Here is a 16,992-nt window from a genome sequence, read left to right as displayed (position 1 = left end):
CATAAGGTTTTACGCATGTGCTAGTTGTTTGATTTCAAGCCTAGTCGTAGTTAAATATGTAAGCTCCGGCGTCGCAAATCTTTCCGCTAACTGCCGAAGGCGCATATAAATTGTTCTTAATATTACGCAATCCATCTGAGTAATCAGACAGCGGTTTGCGATGAAATCGTGCATGCTTACTTTGATCAGATCGTCGCTGCTGCGCAAATCGGTTATTTTTTGCTTGATAGGATGACCGAAATGAACGACATATTGCCTTTGGAGAGTAGCATTTTGAAACAATTCGACACAACGTTTTGATACGTGTACTTGTCTTTTTGCCCCGAAGGCATCCGTGACAGTAAGCAGTTGCTTTTTAGCGTCTAAGGAACTCTTTTTTAAATAAACAATTTCATGGGCCTCAATGCCCTCGACCAGGAGACGGATAATAATCGCGTCTTGCGCATTTGTACAGCCAACCTCAATGTGTTCAATTTTCTCAAGTGTAAGAATACGAAATCAACTTCCCTTCCCAAGTAAAAATGATTTTCTGTAAAAGTTTCATGCGGCTTTCAGTAATATGCAACTATATAAACTATGCAGGAGCGGGGCAGATTTATGCCGAATTACAAAAAATATAAATTTTCAGAAAATAAGCAGGGAATGTCGACTCCATGAAGAATTTGGTTGTTAACTTTATGAATAAAGTTGTGAGGGGGTTGTCAAGATGGCGAAGGAAGAGACGGATTTGAAAAAGGTATTAGGGTTAAAAGACGCGATTGGCATTGCCATTGGTCAAATCATTGGAGCAGGCATCATGTCCATTACAGGGATTGCTATTGGTTTGACGGGGACTGGGGTGCCGCTGGCTTTCGTGCTTTCCTCGATTTTTATGCTCATAATTACGATTCCTCTTGCGGTCCTAGGGTCTGTGTTGCCAACAACAGGCGGTATGTACACCTACACAAGCCGGCTGCTGTCTCCAAATGCGGGGTTTGTTTATCTGCTCTTATTCACCTTCGGTCATTTGACCATTGCGGTCTATGCGATCTCATTCGCCCAATATTTACAGGGACTTATGCCGGAGACACCCATTATGCTGGTCGCCTTCATCATTCTCACATTTTTCTATCTCATTAATTTGTTCGGTGTGAAATTTATGTCATCTTTGGGTAAATGGTTGGTCGTGATCAAACTGCTTTCGCTACTCGTCTTCATTGTGTGGGGAGTCTCAGAAGTAGATTACTCGGTGTTTCATCCAAGGGAGATGATGCCAGGTGGTTGGACGGGGCTCCTAACAGCCGTAGGGATGACCTCCTTCGCTTCCGGCGGCGCTTATGCGGTTGTTGAGATGGGAGGGGAGATGAAGCGCCCTCATCGGGATATTCCGCTTGCCATCCTGATTAGCAGTGGTATCGTTGCTCTTTTGTACATTGGTATAGGCATTGTAGCGACTGGTGTTTTGCCGGTTAGCGAGGTTGCGGGAGAGTCTCTTGCTGATGTGGCCAGAGCGATATTACCCAATCCGTTGTTTTTGTTCTTCATCATTGGGGGAGCCATGTTCGCGTTAGCTTCAACGTTGAACGTGACATTCTCTTGGGTGACGAGGGGAATGCTCGTTGCTTGCCGGGACGGTTGGCTGCCTGCAGCATTTGGTGCTGTTAACCGCAAATTCGGCACACCGCACTGGTTGCTGACGTTCTACTATATACTCGGCGTCATCCCAATTGTGACGGGCATATCCTTAACGACGATTTCTCAGCTTGGTGTCGGCATCTTGCTCTTCTCAAGCATTTTCCCTGTCCTCTCGGCCGTTCAACTGCCACGCAAGCATCCGGAGCTATATCGTAAAGCTCCATTCACCATGAAACCAACGCTGCTATATATCATTGTCTCGATAGCTGTTATTCTACTAGTGTACCAGGGTTATTTACTGCTAAGCGGGCTGTCAACTCCCTTGATTATTGGGAATATCGTGTTGTTCGCAGCTTCTATTCTATATGTGAAAATTGTTGGCAGACGAAGAATCGGTCGATTAGACATTAATTTAACGCAATAATAGCTTTTAATTCTTTGGCAAATTCTCTGGATGCGATGGATTGATGCCGATTTTTTAATCTTATCGAGCAGAAGGAGACATCCATGTCTTCTCCTGTGATCTCTAAGGCAATTGTGTTCCCTGTAAGAATGTAGGGGTCATACTTCAATCCGAGTTCGGTATAAAAACCAATGGCAATGCCTTCGGCGATCACGCGTTTGGCCGCTTCCGAGTTTCCGAGTTTGAATAAAATATTAGGTTCCCCATACTTTTTGAGCTTTTCAATTAAGTATTCGGAATTGAGCAGGATAGGTTGATTCGCCAGTTCCTCAATGGAGATGTTTGTCCGGTGAGCGAATGGCGAATTTTTGCCTACACAGGCCATAACTCGATTATCCATCAGCTTTTCTACAGTTAATTGTTTATTGTTCTCTTCATGCTGATTAGACAAAGCAACTAGTCCCATGTCGACGTTGCCTGAAAGAACCTCTTGTTTGATCTGCTGGTAATCAAGCTCGAGCATTTCTAGCTCAACCTCGGGGTGTTTTCCTTTGAAAATAGCTAATGCTCCAGGGAGTACGCTTAAGCACAGGCTGGGTACGGACGCAATGGAGAGGACTCCGGAGAGCTCTTTGTCATGATGACTGACAGACTCCCGGAGTTCCTCTACTTTGCTAATGATTTCTTCTGCTTTACTTATGATTAGCTTGCCTTCTTCTGTAGGTGCGGCGCCAAAACGTGATCGGGTAAAAAGCTTAACGCCAAGTTCCTCTTCTAAAGAGACGATGGCTTGTGAAATATTCGGTTGGGAAACATGCAGCTTCTCAGCTGCAAGGGAAATAGAGCCTGTTTGGTTGATTTCGATCATATATAGCAGTTGTTCGATACGCATAATTCACCCTGCCCCTGTAGGATATATTGGAGTAAATATATCCCATACATCAGGGGAAGGCAATGATAGTGAAGGCCTATTTTAATAGGAAGGGACTTCTGCGTTCAGTTTGCTGCTCTCGCGAATTTGAGCGTTAAAAACAAAGCGGGAAAGCACAACGCTGATTTCATATAAAGCAAACAATGGCAGGGCGACCATCAGATGTGAAATAAGATCAGGCGGTGAAATGAGGCTGGCCGTGATGACGAGCACGAGATAGGCGTACCGGCGAAACTTGTGCAGGAGCTTCGGATTAATCAGCTTGATTCGCGTCAGGAACATCACGACGATAGGCAACTCGAAAGCGATGGATAAGGGGAGCACGATGTTCAGCATAAAGCCGAAATATTGAGCAACGCCATAGGTTTGGGTCAATCCAAGGTTTTCCGTGATCCGCACTGTGAATGTCATACACATTGGGAAAACGACGAAGTAGGCGAAGGAAAGGCCGATAATAAAACAAAGAAAGGTATAAGGAATATAGCGCAGCGTAGCGCTTTGTTCTTCCTTGGTAAGACCCTCTTTAACGAAGCCCCATAATTGAAAAAGAATAAAAGGCAGCGTGATTGTAAGTGAAATTACGAAGGCGATCATCATATAGATGCGAATGCCATCCATAGGGGAGAATACATGCCAACTCATATCTGAAGCTGGTGGCGTTTCTTTGAAGTAAAGAAGAATTTTCTGGGCTGCGAAAAAACCGCCAATCATCGTAAGAACAAGGACGACCAAAATACGAATAATACGGGTTCGGAGTTCGGATAAATGGTCAACCAGTGACATCATTTCTTTTAGTTGCATAGAAGGCACCTCCAACTTTCAGTTTGCCTTACGAACCTGCCAACATGCGCTTGAGCTCGACGGTGTGGAAGCCGTTCGACATTTTCGTATGAATGTCCATAATCAATTGAATATCCTCGAAAGAATATTTACGAACGCCACCTTTGCTCCTCTCCGGAAAAATAAGCTTCCGATCCTCGTAGTAGCGAATTTGTCTTTCTGATAATCCTGTTAATTCACTGACTACTCCAATTTGTATCACTTTCTTTTGCGTCATCTTCGTTATCATCGTCATCCAACCTCCAATTATGTAAGTTAAACTAACATGTAAGTGACGTAAACATAAGTAAACTCTATCATTACGGCAAATTTAGATCAAATAATCCATTTTTATCCTAGTATAAGTTTTATTTATGTAATGTTATCTTACACAAAGTAATGACGAAACCGTTTTCCGTTGGTATGTTTAATGTGCGGTTTATCCAAACACGAACGAGGAGATGGGAGCATGGAAAAGACACCGATCAAAGAAGATCAAATTACACGTAGACAATTTTTGACTACAGTCGGAAAAGTAGGAGGGTCAGCCGCACTTTTCAGTGTAATGGGTACATTAGGTTTGTTATCCCCAGAGACAATGAAAGCAGCCGACTATACGCCTCCTTCAGGCTGGGATCTCACATCTACAAATCGCAATGGCAAGAAAGTGATCATTTTAGGCGGAGGGATTGCAGGTTTAACAGCTGCCTATGAATTAGGAAATGCGGGGTATCAATGCACCATTCTAGAAGCTAGAGCTCGTGCGGGTGGTAGAGCGTGGTCGGTTCGCAGAGGAACGTCGGTCACGGAAATTGGCGGCACCAAGCAAGTTGCCCGCTTTGATAATGGTATGTATTTTAACGCAGGACCGATGCGGATTCCACAGTTTCATGTGACTTTGGATTATGCCCGTAAATTTGGCGTAGCGCTCGAGCCTTTTAACAATGTGAACGAAAGTGGCTACTACTACAATGAAAATGTTGGCGAATTATCAGGTGTGAAAATTCCGAAGCGCCAGGCCAAAGCGGATGTACGAGGTTATGTAGCTGAAATGCTGGCGAAAGCCGTGAATCAGAAGGCGCTGGATCTCCCACTGACAACAGAAGAAAAAGCGAAACTTGTCGCATACTTGAAATCCGAAGGAGATCTTAACGCGGATCTGTTCTATAAAGGTTCGGAGCGGGCCGGATACACCGAGGAACCAGGCGGTAAATTTGACTCAGGCGTCCGGAAAGATCCATTTAGCTTAAAAGCCATCATTAATTCCGGTTTTGGACAATATTTTAGCAGCGAATATTCCTATGATCAACAAATGATGATGTTCCACCCGGTTGGCGGGATGGATATGATTGCCAAAGCTTTTGAGAAGCGTGTCAGCGACAAAATTGAGTTCCATTCCGAAGTGCAAGAAATTAAACAATCATCCGATGGCGTAACCATTCTGTATAAAGATTTGAACACGGGTGCTGGCAAAGAGATTTCAGGAGACTTCTGTATCTGTACGATTCCGCTCCCTGTCCTCAAAGATATTAAGGCTGATTTCTCGGCTGAAATGAGGACCGCTATTTCCAAAATCGCGTACGCATCTGCAGGTAAAATTGGTCTTCAATTCAAACGCCGCTTCTGGGAGGAAGATGAGTTCATCTACGGCGGAAGCTCGCTGACGAATATGGATATTTCCAGCATCTATTATCCGCCTACCGAATATTTTGCCAAAAAAGGGCTGCTGCTCGGCTACTACGCCTTCGGCGGCAATGCGGATAAACTTGGTAAAATGACACCTGCCCAACGTGAAGACCATGCTTTGAACCAAGGCGCCAAAATTCATCCGCAATATCATAAAGAGTTCGAAGCCTCGTTCTCCATCGACTGGAAGAGTATCAAGTATAATCTGGGTGGATGGGCTTCATATACGGCAGATGACCGTAAAACCTACTATCCGACTTTGTGTAAGCCGGACGGTCGCATTTATTTGGCAGGGGAGCACATCAGTTATATTACCGCTTGGCAAGCAGGGGCTATCGAATCTGCAAGAAAAGTGGTCACCGAGATTCATGAGCGCGTCATGAAAGAGTAGACAAAGGGAGCGATGAACGATGATCTTAACTAAAAAAGTGAAAACAATAGCAGCTGTCACCATAGGTTCATGTCTCATTTGTGTTAGCGCTTATGCAGCGGGAGCTGAAAAGACGAATAAATACGCAGCTGAACCTATTAACGAAGTCGAGTTCTACGGCAATCCGAGCTCTTCAATTGCTGCGGGCGTATCCGTCCCGGCTGGCTCTTCCTATTTGTTCACAAGCGGTACCGTACCGCCAGTTATTAATAAAGAAGGCAAAACCATCTACGAGCGTTATGGGGATACCAAAACGCAAGGTATCGGTATTTTGAAGGAAATTGAGAAGCAACTGAAGGAGAAAGGCTTAACGCTTGCCGATGTCGCTTATCTGCGTGTCTATGTAACAGCTGATGCCGCCAAAGACAATAAGTTTGATTATCAAGGCTGGTTTGATGCGTATGCTCAATTCTTCGGCACAGAAGCAAATCCAGTTAAACCGGCGCGTTCTACGGTTGGCGTGGCAGGTCTCGTTAGCTCTGACTGGCTGATCGAAATCGAAGCGGTAGCGGTATATCCGAAACATCATAACCTAGACTAATGAAACGGAGTTGATGATCTATGCTGCAAAATATTGGGTTTCCAGGTCTCATGTTAATCTTAGTTGTTGTGCTGGTGTTATTTGGACCTTCCAAGCTTCCAGAGCTTGGGCGCGCTGTTGGCCGCACGCTGCATGAATTTAAGAGTTCTGCCAGGGAACTTGTTTCCGATGGCAAAGAAACAGCTGACCATATCGAGAAGGATGATAAGCTGCTTGATAAAGCAAAGGCTTAACTTACTGTACGAGTAAACGAAACCTGTACCTGCGATCCTCCTTTGCGAGGGCTGCAAGTGCAGGTTTTTTTGCCTATAAAAAACACTGGCAGGCCTAGGTTTTACACAATTGTATGAAGGCTGGATGTGGTATAGTGTGCTCACGCAAAAGGTTGCCAGTTCATTCCATCATTTGGAGGGATCGCGATTGAAACTAAGCACGAATGTAGATGTGAGAAAAGAACCGTTTCACCTGAACCATTACAAGATTAGCCGAAAACTCACGTGGGAAATTTACCATGCTCATCCTTGTATGGAATTCCTGTATGTCTACGAGGGCCATGGCCGTGTCGAGGTGAACAAGCAGGTTTTCCCTATTGAACCTGGTACGCTGCTAGTGTTTCAGCCTTTTCAATTGCACCGGATCCAAATAAAGGGTCCATTCATCCGCTCCATCCTCATGTTTGACCCCTATAAGCTGGATGCAGCACTGCTCGCTTTTAGTGGAATTCGCCAATGGTTTAATATCCTCTGGAAGCAGCCTTTACAACGTCAGGCTATTGGCGAGCAACAGCAAGTGGCAGCTTTATTTGAGCGGCTCCACCAGAAACTGGCGCGTATACACATTCATAAACAGCAGGAAGAGTTCGTTTTATCTCTTATAGCTATACTTCAGGGGATTGAACCTGTTAGAAAAGAATTGTATAGCGGGCTTGAAGACAAGCTGAGACCACGGTATTCTCATACGGCCATGCAGATGATCGAATGGATTGAACTTCACTATAAAGAGAAATTTGATTTGAATCGGATGTCCGAGGACTTGCACTTGTCCACCTATTACTTGTCTCATACGTTTCGGCAGTCAACAGGCAGTTCCATCACGGAATTTATCGTGGCCCGCAGGTTAAAAGAAGCATGTTTGCTGCTCGAAACAACGAATAAAACAGCCAGCTTCATCGCGCAGGAGGTCGGTTTTCTGAATGGATCTTATTTATGCCGGGTATTCAAAACGGTTCTTGGCATCACCCCGAAGACATACCGACAGCAGCTTTAAAAATACCGCAACTCAGTGCAACTTCTAAACAATAGAGGGACACATGCCAAGCTGGCAATCTTTTATACTTTTAAATGTAAGCGTTGCCACTTTGGTGGGAAGTGTGGAAAGGAGGAGTGTGTGAACCTGTCTACAGCTGATCTACTGGGCAACGAGGAGAAGATTTGAACTTTTGGGAGGAATGGTGTAATGGTGAAAATATTTCGTAAGAATGCAGGGAAAACTTGGGCAGCGGTTCTGCTTTCGTCTTGGATGCTGATGGCGCTGCCATCGTTCGCAGGTGCCGCGACGACAACACTTACTCCGAGTGATGACTCTTATGTTCATCAAAGTAATGGGGATTCCAATTACGGGACAGCAACTTCCTTGTATGTCAAAAATGATGCAAGCGCATCTCGATATTCGTATCTCAAATTTAATCTAAGCGGACTAACGGGTGTGACAAGCGCCAAATTGCGTGTTTACGGGAGCGCGTCGGCAGCTACGGTTCTATCTGCCTATCAGACTGCTGACAGTTGGACGCAGACGGCGCTTACATGGAATAATAAACCTGCTGTTGGCAGCTCGGCTGGGAGTGTCTCAATCAATACGACGAATACGTATAACGAAATTGATGTGACTTCCTATGTAACGGCACAAGCCTCAGGGGATGGCGTTGTTTCTTTCGCGCTACAGGAAAGTGTCGGCAAGTACACAACCTTGAATAGCAGTGAAAATGCGGCCAATAAACCTCAGCTTGTGGTCGTTAGCGGTAGTGGCGGTGGGGGCGCGGATACACAGGCGCCTACTGCGCCTTCAGGTTTGACGGGGTCTGCGGTCTCCAGTTCGCAAATTAATTTAAGTTGGAACGCAGCCACCGACAATGTGGGGGTTACGGGTTATGATGTGTACCGCAATGGCACATTCCTTAAAACCGTGAGCGGCACTTCGACCAGCGATACGGGTCTGACAGCTTCGACGACTTACAGCTATTATGTCAAAGCGAAAGATGCCGCAGGCAATGCTTCCAACCAAAGCAGTACGATCAATGCGACAACAAATGCAGGGGCACCGCCGACAGGTTGTACGAATGCGCTGAATACAACTGCAGCCATCCAGAATGCGATGTTGAATGCGGCAGCAGGTACTGTGATCTCTATTGCTCCAGGCACTTACACAGGTGACCGCTCAACGAGTGGCGATCCAGGCGGTCAGGGTTTGTTCTATTCAGGTAAAAGCGGGACATCTGCGAATCCGATTATCCTGAAAAGCTGCGACGCCGCGAATCCTGCGATCCTCAAAGGCATCAATGTGAACGATGGCTCATACGGCATTCACCTGACAGGTGATTACTGGCAAATTCGAGATATCGAGATCACCAATGCTCAAAAAGGAATCATCATTGACAACGGGAACCGCAATCTACTTAACAATGTTGAAGTGCATTACGTTGGAGACGAAGGTGTGCATTTCCGTGACGGCAGCTCCAACAACACACTGGAGTATTCTACGATCTATGATACCGGCAAATACCAAGCGGGTTACGGTGAAGGGGCGTATGTAGGTTCGGATTCCAGCTCGGATTATGAGCATGTTGTGACAGGGAATGTGATTTCACACACGAATTTTGACGGCGGTATTACAGCTGAGCATATTGACGTTAAAGAAGGAGCTAGCGGTACAATAATCGAGTATTGTACGTTCAACGGGACAGGGATAAGCGGCGCGAACAGTGCAGACAGCTTTATCGATATCAAAGGTGTAAATACAATCGTGCGTTACAATCAAGGCTACAGAAACGGCAATTCCAATGTGTTGGATGCGTTCCAAGTTCGTACTCATGGTACGGAGTATGCGACAGGCACGAATAATGCTTTTAACAATAACACCTTGAATTTGGATAACTCAACAGGCTATGTGGTGTATGCGACAAGCGCTGCTACTGGGACGACTGCACAGAATGACACCCGTACGGGTGGAGGTAACTTGTATAATTCCAATGTGAATGAATAATGGTGAAGAAGAAGAGGAGGCCCCTGATGCGGGGCTTCTTTTTGCATGTAGGAACTTTATTGCATATAGAAGCAGGCAACATCTACTTGAGCAAGTCAAGTATCGTCGCTACAGCATTTTCTGCAAATGTTCGATCGGGGCGAGATTTCATTAATACAGTAAGTCCAATCATTGAAACGACGAGTGTCTGTGCTAACACTTTTGAGTTCACATCTTTCCCGAGTTCGCCAGATCGCTTTCCTCGTTCAATGGTTTCCTCAAATAACGCCGCAAGATACATCTGATGTTCTCTTGTAAGTACTTCGAATTTTGCATCATGGGGAGCAAGTTCTACCATCACATTGAGGCAAAAACACCCCCGGTTGGGTCCTTCCTTGTATACTTCCGCTACAATCCCCTCAAAGAAGGAGCGAAACGCTTCTTTTGTGGATGAAATGCTTTGAAGTCGAGCGCGAACGAAGGAAGAATGGAATTGATTATATTTGCGTAGCGCAGCTTCAAACAGTTCCTTCTTGTCTCCGAACGCGGAGTAAATACTGGGACGTTGTATCCCCATTCGTGACGTTAACTCGCTTAATGAAGTTGCTTCATACCCCTTTTCCCAAAACAGTTCCATAGCTGCATGTAATGCCTTTTCTTCATCAAACTCCCTGGGCCGTACCATTAGCCATTCCTCTTTTCATATCGTACAGTATGAAATAATCATAGTATTTACGGTGTGAATAGTCAAGTTTACTTCACCTTAACTTGACTGTATATCAATATTAACTCATTATAGTTACATACCAATTGGTATGTAACATAGTTGTTCAGCAGAATGAAGTGCAAGAAGTACTTATACAAACAAAACGTTTATAAAGGAGACTTTCCATGACTCAGTATCGCAAAATCGACTTGTACTCGAATTATGACGGCACCTTTCCATTCAAGCCGCACTTCACGCATGCTCCCGGCTTCGCCATGCACTATGTCGACGAGGGGCGGCAAGGAGACGAAACCATCCTTTGCCTACATGGCGAGCCGACCTGGGGTTATTTGTTCCGTCATCTGATCCCAGTTTTGAGCGAAGATTATCGTGTCGTCGTCCCCGACCATATGGGCTTCGGTAAAAGCGCGACGCCACAGGACCGCAGCTATTGGCTGCAGGACCATATCGATAATCTCGAACAGTTTGTTTTGGCGCTCGACCTGCAAGATATTACGCTTGTTATGCACGATTTCGGCGGGCCGGTGGGCATGGGACTTGCTGCGCGCCATCCAAATCGTATTCGTAGGCTGATCTCGACGAACGGTCCGACACCATTTGGCCAGCTTGACCTCGTCGACCGGCTAATCTCCAATGCTGGTGTTTCTCCCTGGTTCCAATGGATCTTGAGAGCTGAAAAGGAAGGCAGCCTTGAGACCGTCCTGAGCCAGCTTGGTTTTAACATCCTCAGCACGCTCAAATTGAACGGCTTCGAGAACAATGAGCTAATTACCGAAACTTGGCTCGCTGCTTATGGCTCACGCTTTGTCGGCCCGGCTGACTGTGTCGGCGCTATTGGATGGGCTAAAGGGTTCGCCACGGGTGCGCACCAGTTTGAAACGCCGGGTGCAGCAGCTGTAAGCTTTATCCGTGGGAAGCCCGCGCTTGCAATCTGGGGGGATGCTGACCGTACGCTTCAATTCGATCATTTTCTGCCGCTTTTCACAGAGCTATTTCCAAATGCACCTATTCATCGGCTCGTAGGAGTGGGCCATTACTGTCTGGAGGATGCACCAGACGAAATTGGACGTCTCATAGTAGACTTCATCCGGCGGAACTGATATTTTCCCTAGAAGTGAGAGGGGATTAAAACGTTGGAGTTATGGGCATGCATGAGAATAAATGCTCTCGTTTCGTCACTTTTGCATATCGACATTGTCAGGTTTATATGGGATTATGTAGGGTAGTGATTGGGAGATGAGGGGGCGGCGGCAGTGAGTACTGCACGTGGTATCGCACTGGTGACAGGCGCATCGAGCGGATTCGGTTTATTAACGTCAATTGGCATGGCTCAAAAAGGGTATCAAGTGATCGCGACGATGCGCGACTTGAGCAGAAGCGATTCTTTGATGCAGCAAGCTGAAAAGGCAGGCGTGACCTCATTTATCGATACCCTGATCTTAGATGTATCGATTCCGACATCGATTGAGCAGGCTGTTTCTGCTATCATGAAGAAGTATGGACGAATTGATGTGCTGATTAACAATGCCGGTTTCGCTGTTGGCGGATATGTGGAAGATGTCCCGATGGAAGCATGGCGATCCCAACTGGAAACGAATGTGTTTGGGGTCATTGCGACTACCAAGGCTGTTTTACCTTTCATGCGCGCTAGTCAGTCAGGCTGTATCATTAATGTGAGCAGTGTGAGCGGATTGTCCGCCTTTCCTGGGTACGCGCCGTACAGTACATCCAAGTTTGCAATCGAGGGCTTTAGCGAATCCCTTCGTTTGGAAATGATGCCGTTTGGCATTCGTGTACATCTTGTTGAACCGGGAGCTTACCGCACAGAGATTTGGCGAAAAGGTTTCGAGACGATCCATACGACGGAAGCATCGCCATACTGGCAGCGCCTTAGCAGGGTGCTGGCGTATTCGCGGAAAGCATCCATGACTGCACCCGATCCGCAGGAAGTCGCAGACGTAATCGCGCGGCTGGTGGACAGGCCGGGGACTAAGCTTCGATATCCGCTTGGCCGTGGCGTGCAGATGGGACTGTGGGCAAGAAGTTTTTTGCCATGGAAATGGTACGAAGGCCTATTAAATCGATTGTTGAAGTGACAGTGACAGTGACAGTGACAGTGACAGGGAGTCCAGAACGCAGAAAACCAAGGAGTGAAATGAATGTCTCGCAAGTGGGAACGAATGGTCAGTAAAAATGCTAAGAAAATAAATAAGGATAGGTCCAAAAGAGGGATTGCCCCTATTTCTACAGATCCTGATCGGGCTGAAGTATTTAAGGGCAGAAGCATCATGTTAGCTTTGTTTTTCGTCCTGATTTCCGTCTTTCTATTGTTGACCTTGACTAAAACGAGTGGGGACAAAATGTATTGGTATACAACCTGCGCATATTTGGTCGTTGGCTTGTTCGTTTATTTCATTCGCCGGCCTTATTTGAAGGTGAGTAAGACGAGTCTGTCGAAGCGTGGTTTTGCCAGAGAGCTGATGCTTAGCGCGGATAACATTAACGAGATCGTGTATGCGCCTGGACAAGTGGTGATTCATCTGAAAGGCAAGTCACCGCGCTGGGTTTACAACAGAACGTTGAATCGTTTTGATGTTGCGGCAATGGCGGGCAAACTAAAGAAATTTGCTGAGCAGAATCAAGTTACTTTTGTAGATAAAACAGTATAGGTATAGGAAGAAGAAGCTATCCCAAAAGTCGAAAGACCAAGGAATAGCTTCTTTTTTGTATTTACGGGGCAGGATCTAGTCATACTTATCCTCGTCAACTCGGAGAACATTATCCATGATCAGCTCGGCTTCTGTCTCGAAGTTAAGGTGGAGCGGTGGTGGGAGTATGTCCAGGATGTCCTGCACCATCTCCATATCCATCAGCTCCTCGATGGATTGCGGCCGTGGATCTAACGCTTGGACCCATTCACGGAAAGTATCGATGAATAGGTAAAAAGAGGACTGGAATTGGTCCGCGACCGCTTCCTGCTCGTCATTTCGCGAGGCCGACATGGCGTTCCAGTTGTTGATGGTCGTTTGCAGGGCTTGTTCAACGTTAGGATTCATGTGATCTCCTTTGACAACTCGTTTATTCGCAATATAGCGCTGCGAATGGACTTCTGTCAAGGACATGTATCCAGCTATGGAAGTGGCATCGGATCATGGCTCCCAAGCTCATGCCAAAGCTTGCGTAGACGAGCGAATGAGCAGCTCCGAAGGCAGAATCATCTTCCGGTGCTCCTGCGTTGCTTCGCCTTCAATGCGCTCAATGAGCAGCTGCATGCCGAGCGCCCCGAATTGGTAGGCAGGCTGCGAAGCTACGGTTAAGAAAGGATTTAAGACGTCCGTGTGGCCAAAGTCGTCAAAGCAAACGACAGAGAGATCACGGGGAACCTGCAGACCGCGCTTTCTCAAAGCTTGAATGGCGCCGATTGCCAGCATGTTGTTGGCTGCAAAAATGGCGGTAGGTGGATTCTCATGATGGATCAAAGCATCAAGCGCAGATTCATCTTGAAAATCGCGAAAGTTCCGATGAATCACGAGCGAGTCCTCTACAGCGAGTCCATTCAACAGGTGCGCTTCGCGATAGCCCGTATATCTTAAGCGAGCGGTAGAGACATCAGGGGAACCGTTAATCATGGCGATACGGCGATGCCCGAGCTCGATCAAGTGCTCGACGAGTTTTCTTGCACCTTCTTTGCTATCGCCAAGTACGAGATCAGCTTCAATACCCGGGATTTCACGGTCAAGCACGACGAAAGGAATATTGTGTTTCTGCAGTTGCAGCAAGTTCTCAAGCGAGTGATCCCCGGTCGGAGCAAACAGGACGCCATCCACGCGAGTAGATAACATCATATCGACGTAACCTTTCTCCTTCGCATAGTCCTCGTCGCTATTCGCGAACAACAGCCGGTATCCAGCTCGTAGAGCCGCATCCTCAGCTCCGCGAGCCAGTGTCGTATAGAACGGATTCGTAATATCGGTTATGAGCAGGGACAGAATTTTAGTCTTTTGAAGCACGAGGCTGCGAGCCATTGAGTTCGGAATATAGTGGAGTTCTTCCATAACCTTCTTCACGCGCTTACGCGTGGCCTCGCTGATGCGGCCCGTGTTATTGATAACTCGGGAAACGGTCATGGCCGAAACGCCGGCTTTTTCAGCGATATCATAAATTGTTATCAAGTAGCTTCACCTTTTCATTCATGTATTTGTCTATTGTATAGAAATTAAAGATTGACAGCAAGGCATAAAGTTGATAATTTTGAGTTATCGATAACACACATTTTTAGAGGAGGACTTGAATATGCTAAAAGGAATACCTTCCATTTTGTCACCTGAGTTATTGAAGGTGCTGATGGAGATGGGCCATGGCGATGAGATTATTATAGCGGATGGAAACTTTCCGGCAGCAAGTCATACGAATCGTCTGCTTCGTTGCGACGGCCATGGCGTCCCGGAATTATTGGAAGCGGTTTTATCGTTGTTTCCGCTGGATACATATAGTGAACAGCCGGTTGCTTTAATGGCGGTTGTCCCAGGTGATCAAGTAGAAACGCCGATCTGGGGCGTATATGAAGAAATTATTCAAAAGCACATTACACCAGAGATTGAGTATGTAGAACGCTTTGCGTTTTATGAAAGAGCTAAGAAAGCCTATGCCATTGTAGCCACAAGCGAGAAGGCTCTGTACGCTAATGTAATTTTGAAAAAAGGTGTCATCAGCTCCTAATTTGAATTATCGATAACTCTAAATTTAACGTGTGTCAGGACTGTATAAATCGAAATAACCCAATACCGAGGAGGATAACAAAATGGCAAACAGTAACCACAGATGGAATCAGGAATTCCCTAAGATCGGGATCAGACCAACGATTGACGGCAGAAGAAAAGGGGTACGTGAATCCCTTGAAGAGCAGACGATGAACATGGCTAAAGCCGTTGCTGCACTCTTGAGTGAAACTTTGAAATATCCGAATGGCGAGCCTGTCGAGTGTGTCATTGCGGACACTTGTATTGGCGGGGTGGCAGAAGCAGCTGCAGCTGCGAGCAAATTCACGAAATCCGGCGTAGGCGTGTCCATTACAGTTACTCCTTGTTGGTGCTACGGAACTGAAACGATGGATATGGACCCATCCACACCGAAAGCGATTTGGGGCTTTAACGGTACAGAGCGTCCTGGAGCCGTTTATTTGGCAGCTGTTTTGTCTGGTCACGCGCAAAAAGGGATTCCTGCCTTCGGCATTTACGGGAAAGATGTGCAGGATGCCGGTACGACGGATATTCCGCAGGACGTTCAGGATAAATTGATCCGTTTCTCTAAGGCTGGCCTTGCAGCCGCTTACATGAAAGGTAAATCGTATTTGGCGATTGGCTCCGTTTCCATGGGGATTGCGGGTTCCATCGTGAACGAGGAATTATTTCAGAATTACCTTGGCATGCGCAATGAATATGTGGATATGTCGGAGCTAGTTCGCCGTATTGACGAGGAAATTTTCGATCCGGAAGAGTACAAGTTGGCATTAAACTGGGTCAAAGAGAACTGCGCAGAAGGACCGGATAACAATCCAGCCGCCATCCAACAAACCCGCGAAAGAAAAGATCAGAATTGGGAGACCGTTGTGAAAATGTCCTTGATTGTCAAGGATCTAATGATAGGCAATCCGCGACTGAACGATCTTGAATTTGGAGAAGAAGCACTTGGTCACAATGCGATTCTTTCTGGTTTCCAAGGTCAGCGCCACTGGACAGATCACTTCCCGAACGGCGACTTCATGGAAGCTATCCTGAATACGTCTTTTGACTGGAACGGCAAACGCGCGCCTTTTTTGGTTGCAACTGAAAACGACAGCCTTAACGGGGTTGCGATGCTCTTCGGTAACCTGTTGACGAACACGGCGCAAATTTTTGCTGATGTAAGAACCTATTGGAGTCCTGATGCAGTTAAACGGGTAACGGGGCACACATTAAGCGGTGCAGCCAAAGACGGCATTCTTCACTTAATCAACTCAGGTCCGGCAGCACTTGACGGTACGGGTGAGCAGACGCGTGATGGTCAGCCTGTTATGAAGCCATATTGGGAAATCACCGATGAAGAAGTGGGCAAATGCCTGAAAGCGACATCCTGGCGCCCGGCTTCCGTCGAATACTTCCGTGGGGGCGGGTACTCGTCAGACTTCCTTACCAAAGGCGGGATGCCAGTTACGATGTCCCGAATCAACCTTGTGAAGGGCTTGGGACCTGTTCTGCAATTGGCCGAAGGCTACTCGGTGGATCTGCCTGAGGATGTTCATAAGACATTAGATGATCGTACGGATTCAACGTGGCCGACAACATGGTTTGCTCCTATTTTGACAGGAGAAGGGTCATTCACTGATGTGTACTCCGTTATGGATAACTGGGGTTCGAACCACGGTTCAATCAGCTACGGCCATATTGGCGCAGATTTGATCACTTTGGCGGCGATTTTGAGAATTCCGGTTTCTATGCATAACGTGGCCAAAGAGCAAGTTTTCCGTCCGCGCGTTTGGAGTAATTTCGGAACGTCCGATCCTGAAGGTGCGGATTTCAGAGCTTGCAGCTCCTTCGGTCCTTTATACAAGTAAGAGGAATTGAGG

Annotated in this window: 18 protein-coding genes; 11 read left to right on the top strand and 7 right to left on the bottom strand. The window is 46.6% G+C overall.

All coding sequences use genetic code 11. From position 1 onward, the window contains the following. Positions 1-9 precede the first annotated feature (9 nt). The gene (locus AC58VC_RS11675) at positions 10-492 is read right to left on the bottom strand and encodes a phage lytic cycle repressor MrpR family protein (protein WP_497369026.1); all 483 of its coding nucleotides are present in this window, start codon (positions 490-492) and stop codon (positions 10-12) included. 214 nt (positions 493-706) lie between these two features. Between AC58VC_RS11675 and AC58VC_RS11670 the strand changes: the two genes are divergently transcribed. Next, positions 707-2,038, top strand: a complete 1,332-nt coding sequence (locus AC58VC_RS11670; protein WP_497368906.1) for an APC family permease — start codon at positions 707-709, stop codon at positions 2,036-2,038. On the opposite strand, the gene AC58VC_RS11665 is transcribed toward AC58VC_RS11670, so the two are convergent. The 3 genes from AC58VC_RS11665 to AC58VC_RS11655 form a co-directional block, all read right to left on the bottom strand. Next, a complete protein-coding gene (locus AC58VC_RS11665; protein WP_497368905.1) occupies positions 2,022-2,909 on the bottom strand; it encodes a LysR family transcriptional regulator in 888 nt (295 codons plus the stop codon). The two genes, AC58VC_RS11670 and AC58VC_RS11665, sit on opposite strands and share 17 nt — an antisense overlap. A gap of 81 nt (positions 2,910-2,990) precedes the next feature. Continuing rightward, positions 2,991-3,749: a twin-arginine translocase subunit TatC gene (gene tatC / locus AC58VC_RS11660; RefSeq protein WP_497368904.1), complete on the bottom strand. Its 759-nt coding sequence runs from the start codon at positions 3,747-3,749 to the stop codon at positions 2,991-2,993. A gap of 28 nt (positions 3,750-3,777) precedes the next feature. Beyond that, the gene (locus tag AC58VC_RS11655) at positions 3,778-4,005 is read right to left on the bottom strand and encodes a MerR family transcriptional regulator (protein ID WP_497369025.1); all 228 of its coding nucleotides are present in this window, start codon (positions 4,003-4,005) and stop codon (positions 3,778-3,780) included. 231 nt (positions 4,006-4,236) lie between these two features. Between AC58VC_RS11655 and AC58VC_RS11650 the strand changes: the two genes are divergently transcribed. The 5 genes from AC58VC_RS11650 to AC58VC_RS11630 all read left to right on the top strand — a co-directional run bounded on the left by AC58VC_RS11650 (position 4,237) and on the right by AC58VC_RS11630 (position 9,682). Next, entirely contained in the window at positions 4,237-5,844 is a 1,608-nt protein-coding gene (locus AC58VC_RS11650; protein ID WP_497368903.1) for a flavin monoamine oxidase family protein, read from the top strand. Between the two features lie 19 nt (positions 5,845-5,863). After that, positions 5,864-6,424: a RidA family protein gene (locus AC58VC_RS11645; RefSeq protein ID WP_497368902.1), complete on the top strand. Its 561-nt coding sequence runs from the start codon at positions 5,864-5,866 to the stop codon at positions 6,422-6,424. Positions 6,425-6,444: 20 nt separating this feature from the next. Next, positions 6,445-6,657, top strand: a complete 213-nt coding sequence (gene tatA / locus AC58VC_RS11640) for a twin-arginine translocase TatA/TatE family subunit (protein WP_161406213.1) — start codon at positions 6,445-6,447, stop codon at positions 6,655-6,657. 187 nt (positions 6,658-6,844) lie between these two features. Beyond that, positions 6,845-7,690 carry a helix-turn-helix transcriptional regulator gene (locus tag AC58VC_RS11635; RefSeq protein ID WP_497368901.1) on the top strand — a complete coding sequence of 282 codons (846 nt, stop codon included), beginning with the start codon at positions 6,845-6,847 and terminating at the stop codon, positions 7,688-7,690. A gap of 189 nt (positions 7,691-7,879) precedes the next feature. Further along, positions 7,880-9,682 carry a CBM96 family carbohydrate-binding protein gene (locus AC58VC_RS11630; RefSeq protein WP_497368900.1) on the top strand — a complete coding sequence of 601 codons (1,803 nt, stop codon included), beginning with the start codon at positions 7,880-7,882 and terminating at the stop codon, positions 9,680-9,682. Between the two features lie 82 nt (positions 9,683-9,764). Here the strand turns inward: AC58VC_RS11630 and AC58VC_RS11625 are convergent, their stop codons facing one another. Beyond that, a complete protein-coding gene (locus AC58VC_RS11625; protein WP_497368899.1) occupies positions 9,765-10,346 on the bottom strand; it encodes a TetR/AcrR family transcriptional regulator in 582 nt (193 codons plus the stop codon). Between the two features lie 206 nt (positions 10,347-10,552). Here AC58VC_RS11625 and AC58VC_RS11620 point away from each other — a divergent pair, with 206 nt between their 5' ends. The 3 genes from AC58VC_RS11620 to AC58VC_RS11610 all read left to right on the top strand — a co-directional run bounded on the left by AC58VC_RS11620 (position 10,553) and on the right by AC58VC_RS11610 (position 13,057). Beyond that, positions 10,553-11,488: an alpha/beta fold hydrolase gene (locus AC58VC_RS11620; RefSeq protein WP_497368898.1), complete on the top strand. Its 936-nt coding sequence runs from the start codon at positions 10,553-10,555 to the stop codon at positions 11,486-11,488. A 153-nt stretch (positions 11,489-11,641) separates the two neighbouring features. Continuing rightward, the gene (locus AC58VC_RS11615) at positions 11,642-12,484 is read left to right on the top strand and encodes an SDR family oxidoreductase (RefSeq protein ID WP_497368897.1); all 843 of its coding nucleotides are present in this window, start codon (positions 11,642-11,644) and stop codon (positions 12,482-12,484) included. A gap of 63 nt (positions 12,485-12,547) precedes the next feature. Beyond that, positions 12,548-13,057: a hypothetical protein gene (locus AC58VC_RS11610; protein ID WP_497368896.1), complete on the top strand. Its 510-nt coding sequence runs from the start codon at positions 12,548-12,550 to the stop codon at positions 13,055-13,057. A 75-nt stretch (positions 13,058-13,132) separates the two neighbouring features. Here AC58VC_RS11610 and AC58VC_RS11605 read toward each other — a convergent pair whose 3' ends face one another. Together AC58VC_RS11605 and AC58VC_RS11600 are read right to left on the bottom strand one after the other, a co-directional pair. After that, positions 13,133-13,510: a hypothetical protein gene (locus AC58VC_RS11605; protein ID WP_497368895.1), complete on the bottom strand. Its 378-nt coding sequence runs from the start codon at positions 13,508-13,510 to the stop codon at positions 13,133-13,135. A 42-nt stretch (positions 13,511-13,552) separates the two neighbouring features. Further along, a complete protein-coding gene (locus AC58VC_RS11600) occupies positions 13,553-14,560 on the bottom strand; it encodes a LacI family DNA-binding transcriptional regulator (protein WP_497368894.1) in 1,008 nt (335 codons plus the stop codon). A 121-nt stretch (positions 14,561-14,681) separates the two neighbouring features. On the opposite strand from AC58VC_RS11600, the gene fucU reads away from it, so the two are divergent. Both fucU and AC58VC_RS11590 read left to right on the top strand, forming a co-directional pair. Beyond that, positions 14,682-15,107 carry an L-fucose mutarotase gene (gene fucU, locus AC58VC_RS11595; protein WP_497368893.1) on the top strand — a complete coding sequence of 142 codons (426 nt, stop codon included), beginning with the start codon at positions 14,682-14,684 and terminating at the stop codon, positions 15,105-15,107. A gap of 82 nt (positions 15,108-15,189) precedes the next feature. Further along, positions 15,190-16,980 carry an L-fucose isomerase gene (locus AC58VC_RS11590; RefSeq protein ID WP_497368892.1) on the top strand — a complete coding sequence of 597 codons (1,791 nt, stop codon included), beginning with the start codon at positions 15,190-15,192 and terminating at the stop codon, positions 16,978-16,980. Positions 16,981-16,992 lie beyond the last annotated feature (12 nt).

Source organism: Paenibacillus sp. J22R67 (assembly GCF_059692175.1).
The sequence above is the reverse complement of the archived record's forward strand: the minus strand, read 5'-3'. Positions and strand labels throughout refer to the sequence as shown.

Coding starts and splice junctions, on each gene's coding strand:
- fucU (WP_497368893.1), top strand. CDS start 14,682: ATGCTAAAAGGAATACCTTCCATTTTGTCACCTGAGTTATTGAAGGTG.
- AC58VC_RS11655 (WP_497369025.1), bottom strand. CDS start 4,005: ATGACGCAAAAGAAAGTGATACAAATTGGAGTAGTCAGTGAATTAACA.
- AC58VC_RS11625 (WP_497368899.1), bottom strand. CDS start 10,346: ATGGTACGGCCCAGGGAGTTTGATGAAGAAAAGGCATTACATGCAGCT.
- AC58VC_RS11605 (WP_497368895.1), bottom strand. CDS start 13,510: ATGTCCTTGACAGAAGTCCATTCGCAGCGCTATATTGCGAATAAACGA.
- AC58VC_RS11670 (WP_497368906.1), top strand. CDS start 707: ATGGCGAAGGAAGAGACGGATTTGAAAAAGGTATTAGGGTTAAAAGAC.
- AC58VC_RS11610 (WP_497368896.1), top strand. CDS start 12,548: ATGTCTCGCAAGTGGGAACGAATGGTCAGTAAAAATGCTAAGAAAATA.
- AC58VC_RS11645 (WP_497368902.1), top strand. CDS start 5,864: ATGATCTTAACTAAAAAAGTGAAAACAATAGCAGCTGTCACCATAGGT.
- AC58VC_RS11650 (WP_497368903.1), top strand. CDS start 4,237: ATGGAAAAGACACCGATCAAAGAAGATCAAATTACACGTAGACAATTT.
- AC58VC_RS11620 (WP_497368898.1), top strand. CDS start 10,553: ATGACTCAGTATCGCAAAATCGACTTGTACTCGAATTATGACGGCACC.
- tatA (WP_161406213.1), top strand. CDS start 6,445: ATGCTGCAAAATATTGGGTTTCCAGGTCTCATGTTAATCTTAGTTGTT.
- tatC (WP_497368904.1), bottom strand. CDS start 3,749: ATGCAACTAAAAGAAATGATGTCACTGGTTGACCATTTATCCGAACTC.
- AC58VC_RS11630 (WP_497368900.1), top strand. CDS start 7,880: ATGGTGAAAATATTTCGTAAGAATGCAGGGAAAACTTGGGCAGCGGTT.
- AC58VC_RS11590 (WP_497368892.1), top strand. CDS start 15,190: ATGGCAAACAGTAACCACAGATGGAATCAGGAATTCCCTAAGATCGGG.
- AC58VC_RS11665 (WP_497368905.1), bottom strand. CDS start 2,909: ATGCGTATCGAACAACTGCTATATATGATCGAAATCAACCAAACAGGC.